A 10,441-nucleotide genomic window follows, 5' to 3' on the forward strand; every position below is an offset into this window, starting at 1 on the left:
CGCCCCGAGGCCCCCGGCGGGCACCCCCGCCACGGCCGACCTCGCGAACCGGGCCCGGGCCTCGCTCGCCGACGCCGTACGCCTGACCCGCTGGGCCGAGCGCAACCTCGGCTCCGGAGACGGCGGACGACCCGCCCCCACCGGCGCCCTGCCGGCCTCCGACGTCGAACGCGCCGCCGGGGAACTGGGTCTGACGCACGGGCAGATCCGGGTCGGCTGGGACCGCGCCCGGCTGGCCGGCCTGGTCGAGGTGCACGGCGGCCACGCCCGGCCCGGCTGGCGGCTGCGGGCCTGGGACCGGGACGACACCGCCGTACTGCGCGGCTGGGTCGCCCTCTTCGACGCCTGGTCGCTCGTCCACCCCGCCCCCGCCGACATCACCCCCTCGGCCGTCGCCGAGGTCGTCGAGGCGATGCCCCAGCTCCTTTCCCTGCTCCAGCTGTCCGCCGGCCCGGTGACCGTCCCCGACCTGCTCGACCTGCTCGGGCAGCGCGTCACCGAACTGCGCGACGAGCGGTGCGAGATCCCCTACGACGCCGAGCCCGCGGCGGCCCGCACGGCCGCCGCCGGCGGACCGGGCGACCCGGACCAGCACCCGGCCCCCGCCCAGGACGTACCCGTGCAGGACCGGCCCGCGGGATCCGCAGCCGGCTCCGCGGAGGCCCGCCCCGTCCCCCTCGCCCGGCTGCTGCGCTGGGCGCTCGGCGGACTCGCCGCCGTGGACGCCGTCACCCTCGGCCCCGCCCGGGCCACGCTCACCCCGCTCGGCAGCTGGGCCGTCTGGGTCAAACTGGAGCAGATCTGCGTCGCCGCGCAGAGCCCCGCCGGGAACATCGAGCAGTCCGCCGCCGCCATGCTGCACGGCTGCGCCCGGCTCACCCCCGGGCCGGCCCGCGCCGAGTACCAGGCCTGGCTCGCCGCCCGGCCCGTCGGCCACGCCGTGGCCGAGCTCCTGCAGGCCGCCCGCGGCGAGGACGCCCTGCTGCGCGGCCTCGCCTTCGAGGCGCTGCGCGTCGTCGGCGCCCCCGCCGAGCCAGAGGTGCGCGCCGCCGTACGCGAGCCCGCCCTGCGCCCCTACGCCCTGCTCTGGCTCGCCGAGCACGACGGGATCGACCCCGACGAGGCGCAGGACGTGCTCACCGCCGAGGAGTCGACCTGGCTCTGGGTGGACACCGCGGCCGCCATCGCCGACCACGGCGAGGCCGAGCTGCTGGCCCGCCACCTCGACTCGGCCGTCCGGACCACCGTGCCCCGGCTGCTGGACGAGGTCCGCGCGGTCGGACATCCGCGCACCGTGCAGGTCCTGGTCGCGCTGGCCGCCGCGCACCCCGACCCGGCCCTCGCCAAGGCCGTCCGCAGGGCCGCCTTCCAGGTCCACACCGGCGGCGCCTAGGTCGGGCGCGGCGGGGCCGCCGTGCCCGGGCCGCCCCTGCCGTGGGTTGCGGGGGCCGGGCACCCGTAGGGCCGGCGGCGCCGGAACGCCGCGGGCCCGGGGCGCGGCGCCGCGGCTCTCAGACCTGCGGCGCGTACGTGCCGAAGCTCCAGATGTTGCCCTCGGCGTCCCGGGCCATGTAGTCGCGCGAGCCGTAGTCCTGGTCCTTGGGTTCCATCACGATCTCCACCCCGTGCTCGGCCGCCCGCCGGTGGTGGGCGTCCACGTCGTCGACCACGACATAGATCCCCGAAGGGCCCGCGCCCTCCATGGCCTTGTCGAAGACCCCGCCGGTGCCCTTGCTGCCCAGCATCACCACACCGTTGCCGTAGGCCAGCTCCGCGTGCACCACCGAGCCGTCCTCACCCTCGTACACCGCGACCTGGCTGAACCCGAAGGCCTCGGTCAGCAGCCTGATGGCGGCCTTCGCGTCGCGGTAGACCAGCGTGGGACAGATGGACGGAACGCCTGCCATGACGATCACTCCCTCTCGTGACGGTGACCCGCGTCACACCAGCATGGCAGGCGGCGGCGGCAGTCAGCGGAAGGTGTTGCACCGGGCCATGTCGCCCGTGCGGTAGCCCTGGTGGAACCACTGCCGGCGCTGCTCGGCCGAGCCGTGCGTCCAGGACTCCGGGGTCACCCGGCCCTGGAACTTCTCCTGGATCCGGTCGTCGCCGACCGCGGCCGCCGCGTCCAGCCCGTCCCTGATGTCCTGGCCGGTCAGGTTGGTGATGAGCGGCCGCCCGGTGGACTCGTCCGGGGTGCGCGTCGCGTTGTGCGCCCACACCCCCGCGTAGCAGTCGGCCTGCAGCTCGACCTTGACCGCGTTGCTGTTCGCCCCCTGCAGGCCGTCCTGGGAGCGCTGGAGCGTCCCGAGCAGGTTCTGGACGTGGTGCCCGTACTCGTGGGCGACGACGTAGGCCTGGGCGAAGGGGCCGCCGCTCGCGCCGAACTTCGTCCGCAGCTCGTTGAAGAAGCCCAGGTCCAGATAGACCTGCCGGTCGGCGGGGCAGTAGAAGGGGCCGACCGCCGAGGTGGCGGTCCCGCACCCGGTGTTCACACGGCCGGTGAAGAACACCGTCGACGCCGGGCCGTACTGGCCGCCGCGCCGGGCGAACTCCTGCCTCCAGAAGTCCTGGGTGCTGTTGACCACCGCGACCAGCCGGCAGTCCTCCCGCATGTTCGCGTCCCGTCCCGTCCTGCACTCCTGCTGCACCTCGTTGACGGAGGACGCGGCAGGCCCCGGCTCCTGGTCCCCGGAGGAGAGCCCCAGCTGCTCCGGACCCACACCGAAGAGAGCGCGATGATGCCGACGAGGCCGCCGCCGACCGTGGCCCTCCCGCCGGGGATGCGACTGCCGCACACATCCTTGACCTCGGAGGCGTCCAGGTTGGCGTCGTCGTCGAACTGCATCCCCGCACCGCCCTCTCTTCGTGGGGCCGGGTGGGCCGCGTGGCCGCCCCTGCGGCGAGTATCGACCCATTCCTCCAGGTACGCGCCCCGGCCTCCCCGGGTCCCGTGGGCCGAACGGGGGGCACGGAGCGGCGGCTCCCGCCCGCCGGCCGGCCCGGCCCGCGCCCCGAAACCAGTTGCACACCCCCGGTAGAATGTCTCCCATGGCAAATCTCCTCGCGGATTAGCGGCGTCGAAGCATCGCGTCCTGCCCCCCTTCCGCCGTCCCGACCCGCCCTGGAGTATTTCCGTGATCACCGCCACCGGCATCGAGCTGCGCGCCGGCGCCCGCATCCTCATCGAGTCCGCTTCCTTCCGCGTCGCCAAGGGCGACCGCATCGGCCTGGTCGGCCGCAACGGAGCGGGCAAGACCACCCTCACCAAGTGCCTCGCGGGCGAGGGGCAGCCCGCCGCCGGCTCCATCGCCCGCTCGGGCGAGGTCGGCTACCTCCCGCAGGACCCGCGCACCGGCGACCTCGACGTCCTGGCCCGCGACCGGATCCTGTCGGCGCGCGGACTCGACGTACTGATCAAGAAGATGCGCGCCAACGAGGAGCGCATCGCCACCGGCGCCGGCGCCACCCGTGAGAAGGCGCTCAAGCAGTACGAGCGCCAGGAGACCGAGTTCCTCACCAAGGGCGGGTACGCCGCCGAGTCCGAGGCCGCCACCATCTCCGCGGCGCTCAGCCTGCCCGACCGCGTGCTCGGCCAGCCGCTGCACACCCTCTCCGGCGGTCAGCGCCGCCGCGTCGAGCTCGCCCGGATCCTCTTCTCGGACGCCGACACCCTGCTCCTCGACGAGCCCACCAACCACCTCGACGCCGACTCCATCGTCTGGCTGCGGGACTACCTGAAGAACTACCGCGGCGGCTTCATCGTGATCTCCCACGATGTCGACCTGGTCGAGACCGTCGTCAACAAGGTCTTCTACCTGGACGCCAACCGCGCCCAGATCGATGTCTACAACATGGGCTGGAAGCTCTACCAGCAGCAGCGCGAGGCCGACGAGAAGCGCCGCAAGCGCGAGCGCCAGAACGCCGAGAAGAAGGCCGCGGCCCTGAACTCGCAGGCCGACAAGATGCGCGCAAAGGCCACCAAGACCGTCGCCGCGCAGAACATGGCCAAGCGCGCCGACCGGCTGCTCGCCGGCCTGGACGCCGTCCGCGTGTCCGACAAGGTCGCCAAGCTGCGCTTCCCGGACCCGGCCCCCTGCGGGAAGACCCCGCTGACCGCCGAGGGCCTCTCCAAGTCCTACGGCTCGCTGGAGATCTTCACCGACGTCGACCTGGCCATCGACAAGGGCTCCCGCGTCGTCATCCTCGGCCTCAACGGCGCCGGCAAGACCACCCTGCTGCGCCTGCTGTCGGGCACCGAGAAGCCGGACACGGGCACGGTCGTCCCCGGCCACGGCCTCAAGCTCGGCTACTACGCACAGGAGCACGAGACGCTGGACCCGGACCGCACGGTCCTGGAGAACATGCGCTCCTCCGCGCCCGACCTGGACCTGGTCGCCGTACGCAAGACGCTCGGCTCCTTCCTGTTCTCCGGGGACGACGTGGACAAGCCCGCCGGAGTGCTCTCCGGCGGCGAGAAGACCCGCCTGGCCCTGGCCACGCTGGTCGTCTCCTCGGCGAACGTGCTGCTGCTCGACGAGCCCACGAACAACCTCGACCCGGCCAGCCGCGAGGAGATCCTGGGCGCCCTGCGCACGTACAAGGGCGCGGTCATCCTCGTCACGCACGACGAGGGCGCCGTCGAGGCGCTGGAGCCGGAGCGGATCATCCTGCTCCCGGACGGCGTCGAGGACCTGTGGGGCCCGGACTACCGGGACCTGGTGGCGCTCGCCTGACCCGGACGGGGCCCCTGCCCGGGCCCTGGTCGGCCCCGGTCCGGGGCCCCTCCGACCCTGATCCAGTTCCTTATGGATCATTCGGCTCAGGGGTGATCCATCATCTGAGTGAGACGGTCTCGTACCGTTGCGCGTCGTACGACGGCCCCGGCCGCACCAGCGAAGGTGCGTCGCCGGGGCCGTTCGTTTTCCGCCACCCCGCCTCTGACCTGGCGATTCCCGGCGGGGGCGGTGAAGTGTGACGGAAGTCATGCGGCGGAAGAGGAGATTCCGTTCTGCTCGGGCGTCCACGGCTCGAGAAATGCCGCCGTACCGACCTTGCTGAATGGGTGGCCAGGAAGCGTGGGAGGGGTGATCATGAGAAGTCCAGAGCGCACTTCCCATGAGGAGGCACGGGTGGCCGAGACTCTGAAGAAGGGCAGCCGGGTAACCGGCGCCGCGCGCGACAAGCTCGCGGCAGACCTGAAGAAGAAGTACGACTCCGGTGCGAGTATCCGGGCGCTGGCCGAAGAGACCGGCCGGTCCTACGGATTCGTCCACCGGATGCTCAGTGAGTCCGGGGTTTCGCTGCGCGGTCGCGGTGGCGCGACGCGGGGCAAGAAGGCGGCTACGGCCTGACCCTGGTCCCATCGGTTCCAACGCTCCAAGGCTCCAACGGCTTCAAAGCTCACATGTTCCGACGTTTCCTTCGGTGACCCCCGGTCGGCCTGCCGGTCGGCTGGGTGGTTACTGTGCAGTCACTTAGGCCGGGCTTGCGGCCGACTGCACACCGGAGGCATACACAGATGGCTCTGCTCGACAAGGACGGCGTACGACTCACCGTCGACGACACGGTCGCCACGGTGACACTGACCAATCCGGCCAAGCGAAATGCCCAATCCCCCGCGCTCTGGCGGGCTTTGGCCGAGGCCGGGAGGTCGTTGCCGGGCACCGTCCGGGTCGTCGTGCTGCGCGGTGAGGGCCAGTCCTTCTCCGCCGGGCTCGACCGGCAGGCGTTCACCCCCGAAGGCTTCGAGGGCGAGCCGTCCTTCCTCGATCTGGCACGTGGATCGGACGAACTGCTCGATTCCACGATCGCCGAGTACCAGGAGGCATTCACCTGGTGGAGGCGTAACGACATCATCTCCGTCGCCGCCGTGCAGGGGCACGCGATCGGCGCCGGCTTCCAGCTCGCGCTCGCGTGCGATCTGCGCGTGGTCGCGGACGACGTGCAGTTCGCCATGCGCGAGACCAGCCTCGGCTTGGTCCCCGACCTGGCCGGAACCCAGCCCCTGACCTTCCTGGTCGGCTACGCCCGCGCGCTGGAGATCTGCGCGACGGGCCGCTTCGTGCACGCCGAGGAAGCGGAGCGGGTCGGCCTCGCCAACCTGGTCGTCCCGGCCGACGAGCTCGACGCCGCCGTCCAGGACCTCACCACCGCGCTGCTGGCTCCGCCGCGCGACGCGGTGATCGAGACCAAGGCGCTCCTGCGCGCCGCGCCCTCCCGCCCGTACGACGACCAGCGCGCCGCCGAGCGCGCCGCCCAGGCCCGCCGCCTGCGGGACCTGGCGGGACTGTCCGACTAAGCAGGAGCCGGGAGGCAACCCCCTGCCCCGAACGCCGGCCCGTTCCGGCCCCGCCGGCGTTCGAGGCGCGGGAGTTCCCCGGACGAGTCCGGGGGAGGGTCCGGGGCGGAGCCCCGGGGTCGTCGGAGCCGCGCGTACCGGCGCAGCCCGGGAACCGGTTCCGGCCGAGCGGCGCAGTCCCGGGGCGCGGGCGCGGCTACGCGCTTAACGTGGTGCGGAGTGAGTCCGACTCCGCACGCGCGAAAGGGCACGCCATGACCGAATCCGCATCAGGCCGCGGTGGCTCCGCCAAGGAACCCGGCGACCGAGGACGCACGAGCATTTCCGACGGCGTGGTCGAGAAGATCGCCGGGCTGGCGGCCCGTGAGGTGGTCGGCGTACACGCCATGGGTAGCGGCACCGCTCTCTCCCGCACCTTCGGCGCCGTCCGCGACCGGGTGCCCGGCGGCCAGAAGGCCTCCGTCAGCCGCGGCGTCAAGGCGGAGGTCGGCGAGGTCCAGACCGCCCTCGACCTGGAGATCGTCGTCGACTACGGCGTGTCGATCCGCGACGTGGCACGGGCGGTCCGTGAGAACGTCATCTCGGCGGTCGAGCGGATGACCGGCCTGGAGGTCGTCGAGGTCAACATCGCCGTCAGCGACGTCAAGCTGCCCGACGAGCCCGACGAGGAGCCGGAGTCCCGTCTCCAGTAGCCGAGAGGAGCCCGTGATGAGCATGGCGATCGCCGGCCTGTTCGCCGGAATGGCCCTGGCGTTCGCCGGTTACTTCGGCGGTTTCGGCGCCTTCCTCCTGGTGGCGGCCCTCGGCGCCCTCGGATTCGTCGTCGGCCGCTTCCTCGACGGGGACCTGGACGCCGGTGACCTGTTCCGCCGCCGTGACGACCGGCGCGGGTGAGGGGCCGATGAGCGCGGATCAGCCCCGGGCCACCCCGCCACGGGTGGCCGCCGAGGACCGCGGGTCCACCCTCATCGCCGACCGGGTCGTCGCCAAGATCGCGGCCCAGGCCGCGAGGGAGGCGCTCACCGCCACCTCCGGCGCGCCCCCGCACGCCACCGTCACCGTGCACCACGACATCGCACGGGTACGGGTGAGCCTGGAGCTCGACTACCCCTCCGACCTCGCCGCCCAGTGCGCCGCCGTACGCGCCCGGGTCGCCCACCGCGTCGAGGAGTGCGCGCAGATGTCGGTGCCCGAGGTGGACATCGACGTCGAGCACCTGCACTCCGCCCACACCCGGACCGCCGCCGGGCGGGACCGGCGGCTGCGGTGACGGCCCCCGGCTCCGGCCGCACCCGCCGGTTCCGCTCCGCCCGGCGGGTGCCCGCCGCGCTCACCGCCCTGGCCGTGCTGGGGGTGGCGGGGCTGTTCCTGTACGACCTGGCCGCCGTACGGGCCGGCCGGCCCGCCATGGGCTGGCGCCGCGACCTCGCCCACTGGCTGGAGACGCGGACCCCGGCCGACCTGCCGGTGCAGGTGACCGGCGGGGCCCTGGCAGTGGCCGGGGCGGTCCTCCTGCTGCTGGCGCTCACCCCCGGGCTCCGCCGGATCCTGACCATGCGGACGCCCGGCCAGCACGCCTCGGTACGGGCCGGTCTCGGCCGCAAGGACGCCGCGCAGGTCCTGCGGGACCGGGCCATGGAGGTGTCCGGGGTGCGCTCGGTCCGGGTCAAGGTGGGCCGGTCCCGCATCGGGGTGCGGGCCACCTCGCACTTCCGCGAGCTGGACGACGTACGGGCCGACCTGGACGCCGTACTCGCCGTCGGCGTCGAGGAACTGGGCCTCGCGCACCCGCCGCAGCTGCTCGTACGGGTCAGGAGGTGAGCGGGATGCTCGGGACGGTGAACCGGATCCTGCTGGCGGTGGCCGGAGCGGTCCTGCTGGCGGCCGGAGCCGTGCTGCTGACGGGCTCGCGGCCGCTGCACGGGCGGCACGCGCCGCTGCTGGCGGCCGGAGCGGGGCACCGGTCCTGGCACGCCGACGGCTGGTGGTGGTGGGCGGTGCTCGCCGGGCTCGGAGTGGTCGTCCTGCTGGCGCTGTGGTGGCTGCTGTCCCAACTGCGGCGCCCGCGGCTGCCCGCGGTGGTCGTGGACACCGGGGACGGGGCCTTCGCCCTGCTCCGGGGGCGCGCCCTGGAAGAGGCGGTGGCCGCGGAGGCCGGCGCGCTGGACGGCGTCGCCGGCTGCCGGGTGGTGCTGCGCGGGCGGCGCGGATCGCCCGCGCTGCGGGTCGCGCTGGAACTGGAACCCCATGCGGTCCCCGCCGACACGCTCGCCGCCGTGGCGGGCCCGGTCCTCACCCACGCCCGCGCCTCGGCGGGCCTCGCCGATCTCCCGACGGAGGCCCGCCTCAAGGTGACGTCGCACCGGGCGCAGCGGGTCACTTAGGCCGTCTCTTCTGGATCTTCCGGAGCCCCGGCGGCTGGGATCCGACCCGGACCCCTACGGCGCTCCGCGCCCGCGCCCCGGTCGCCCCGGGGCTGAAATGCCCCACGGCGGGTCAGAAGCCGTGGCGGGAGCCGCCGTCGACCGGGAGCATGACGCCCGTCAGGTACGAGGCCGCCGGGGACAGCAGGAAGGCCGCCGTGCGGCCGAACTCCTCCGGGGCGCCGTACCGCCGCAGCGGGATGCGGGACTCGTTCCCGGCGCGGGCCGCGTCCGCGTCGCCGCCCAGCGCGTCGAGCTCCCGCACGCGGTCGGTGTCGATGCGCGCCGGGAGCAGGCCGACGACCCGGATCCCGCGCGGGCCGAGCTCCACGGAGAGGGACTTCGCGAAGCCCGCCAGGCCCGGACGCAGGCCGTTGGAAATGGTCAGCCCCGGGATCGGTTCGTGGACCGAGCCCGACAGGACGAAGCCGATGACCCCGCCCTCGCCCAGCTCGGCCGCCGCCGCCCGGGCGAGGCGGACCGCGCCCAGGAACACCGACTCGAAGGCCGCCGACCACTGTTCGTCGGTGCTGTCGGCCGCGAAACCGGGGGCCGGACCGCCGACGCTGATGAGGATGCCGTCGAGGCGGCCGAAGTGCTCGCGCGCGGCAGCGACGAGCCGCCCGGCCACCGCCGGGTCGGAGTTGTCGGCCGCCACGCCCACGGCGTTCGGGCCGAGGGCGGCGGCGGCGTCGGCCGCCCGCTTCTCGTCCCGGCCCGTCACGAGGACCTTCGCGCCGTCGGCGGCCAGTTCCCGGGCGGAGGCGAAGCCGAGGCCGCGCGTGGCTCCGGTGACGATGTAGACACGGTCTTTCAGTCCAAGATCCATGCCGACACGCTACGCCGTCGCGGGCTCCTGTTCGATGGCTTCGGCCTTGGCGGCCGCTTCCTCGCGGTCGCGCTTCTCCCGCCGTACGAGGACCACCCAGCCCACCGGCACCGCGGCCGTGAACAGCCACCACTGGACGGCGTACGCCATGTGGGGGCCGATCGAGTCGTGGTCGGGATCGGCGACGGTCTCGGGGCCGGCCTCGGGGGAGGGCGCGGTCAGCTCCAGGTACCCGCCGAGCACCGGCCGGCCCAGGTACTCCGCCTGCTGCCCGCTGTTGATCAGCATGACCTGGCGGTCCGGCAGGCCCTTGCGGTCCTTGATGCCGCTGCCGCCGCTCGTCTCGTCGGCCTTCAGCCGGCCGGTGACGGTGACCTCGCCCGCGGGCGCGGCCGGCACCGGCGGGTAGGCGCGGGGGTCGTCGCCGCCCGGCACCCAGCCCCGGTTGACCAGGACCACCCGGCCGTCGGAGAGGACCAGCGGGGTCAGGACGTGGAAGCCGACCTTGTCGTCGTTGTCGGTGCGCATCCGTACGACGACCTCGTGCCCGGTGTCGTACGTGCCGGTCGCGGTGACCGCACGCCAGAAGTCCGCGCGGGGGACCCGGTGGCCGGGGGAGGTGACCTCGGTCACGGGGACCGGCTTCGCCCGCAGGTTCGCCTCGATCAGCTGGTTCTGTGCGACCCGGTGCTCATGGCGGTGGTACTGCCAGAACCCCAGCTTGATCATCACGGGGATGAGGGCGAGGGCGATCAGGGTGAGGCACACCCACTGCCGGGTCAGCACAAAGCGGTACACGCCCACGACGGTACCCCCAGCGCGGAAGACCCCGGCGGCCGGGTGGCCGTCCGGGGTCACGGGTACGTGATCGGGGGAAGGGACGAGGGG

The 10,441-nt window shown here is 73.7% G+C and carries 12 protein-coding genes and 1 pseudogene; 9 read left to right on the plus strand and 4 right to left on the minus strand.

The window, feature by feature from the left end:
- Nucleotides 1-1,393: hypothetical protein (locus tag PV721_RS36220; RefSeq protein WP_319731975.1), on the plus strand; the 1,393-nt coding region annotated here is incomplete at its 5' end.
- A 118-nt stretch (nucleotides 1,394-1,511) separates the two neighbouring features.
- Here the strand turns inward: PV721_RS36220 and PV721_RS36225 are convergent.
- Both PV721_RS36225 and PV721_RS36230 read right to left on the minus strand, forming a co-directional pair.
- Nucleotides 1,512-1,907: a VOC family protein gene (locus tag PV721_RS36225; protein ID WP_319731977.1), complete on the minus strand. Its 396-nt coding sequence runs from the start codon at nucleotides 1,905-1,907 to the stop codon at nucleotides 1,512-1,514.
- A gap of 63 nt (nucleotides 1,908-1,970) precedes the next feature.
- A pseudogene (locus PV721_RS36230) lies at nucleotides 1,971-2,848 on the minus strand (neutral zinc metallopeptidase).
- A 289-nt stretch (nucleotides 2,849-3,137) separates the two neighbouring features.
- On the opposite strand from PV721_RS36230, the gene PV721_RS36235 reads away from it, so the two are divergent.
- From PV721_RS36235 to amaP, 8 genes are all read left to right on the plus strand, one after another.
- Entirely contained in the window at nucleotides 3,138-4,736 is a 1,599-nt protein-coding gene (locus PV721_RS36235; protein WP_319731979.1) for an ABC-F family ATP-binding cassette domain-containing protein, read from the plus strand.
- Between the two features lie 396 nt (nucleotides 4,737-5,132).
- Nucleotides 5,133-5,354 carry a helix-turn-helix domain-containing protein gene (locus tag PV721_RS36240; protein ID WP_030010789.1) on the plus strand — a complete coding sequence of 74 codons (222 nt, stop codon included), beginning with the start codon at nucleotides 5,133-5,135 and terminating at the stop codon, nucleotides 5,352-5,354.
- Nucleotides 5,355-5,521: 167 nt separating this feature from the next.
- A complete protein-coding gene (locus tag PV721_RS36245; protein ID WP_319731982.1) occupies nucleotides 5,522-6,301 on the plus strand; it encodes an enoyl-CoA hydratase/isomerase family protein in 780 nt (259 codons plus the stop codon).
- Between the two features lie 254 nt (nucleotides 6,302-6,555).
- Complete coding sequence (locus tag PV721_RS36250; protein ID WP_319731985.1) at nucleotides 6,556-6,993, plus strand: Asp23/Gls24 family envelope stress response protein; 438 nt, start codon at nucleotides 6,556-6,558, stop codon at nucleotides 6,991-6,993.
- Nucleotides 6,994-7,009: 16 nt separating this feature from the next.
- The gene (locus PV721_RS36255; protein WP_030716925.1) at nucleotides 7,010-7,195 is read left to right on the plus strand and encodes a hypothetical protein; all 186 of its coding nucleotides are present in this window, start codon (nucleotides 7,010-7,012) and stop codon (nucleotides 7,193-7,195) included.
- A 7-nt stretch (nucleotides 7,196-7,202) separates the two neighbouring features.
- The gene (locus PV721_RS36260; protein WP_319731988.1) at nucleotides 7,203-7,571 is read left to right on the plus strand and encodes a hypothetical protein; all 369 of its coding nucleotides are present in this window, start codon (nucleotides 7,203-7,205) and stop codon (nucleotides 7,569-7,571) included.
- Entirely contained in the window at nucleotides 7,472-8,122 is a 651-nt protein-coding gene (locus PV721_RS36265) for a DUF6286 domain-containing protein (RefSeq protein ID WP_416371256.1), read from the plus strand. The genes PV721_RS36260 and PV721_RS36265 overlap by 100 nt, the downstream gene beginning before the upstream one ends.
- 5 nt (nucleotides 8,123-8,127) lie before the next feature.
- Nucleotides 8,128-8,685 carry an alkaline shock response membrane anchor protein AmaP gene (gene amaP, locus PV721_RS36270; RefSeq protein ID WP_319731992.1) on the plus strand — a complete coding sequence of 186 codons (558 nt, stop codon included), beginning with the start codon at nucleotides 8,128-8,130 and terminating at the stop codon, nucleotides 8,683-8,685.
- Nucleotides 8,686-8,797: 112 nt separating this feature from the next.
- Here amaP and PV721_RS36275 read toward each other — a convergent pair whose 3' ends face one another.
- A complete protein-coding gene (locus PV721_RS36275; RefSeq protein ID WP_319731994.1) occupies nucleotides 8,798-9,553 on the minus strand; it encodes an SDR family oxidoreductase in 756 nt (251 codons plus the stop codon).
- A gap of 9 nt (nucleotides 9,554-9,562) precedes the next feature.
- The gene (locus tag PV721_RS36280) at nucleotides 9,563-10,351 is read right to left on the minus strand and encodes an SURF1 family protein (RefSeq protein ID WP_319731996.1); all 789 of its coding nucleotides are present in this window, start codon (nucleotides 10,349-10,351) and stop codon (nucleotides 9,563-9,565) included.
- Nucleotides 10,352-10,441 lie beyond the last annotated feature (90 nt).

The organism is Streptomyces sp. MB09-01 (assembly GCF_033794505.1).
GTDB lineage: Bacteria > Actinomycetota > Actinomycetes > Streptomycetales > Streptomycetaceae > Streptomyces.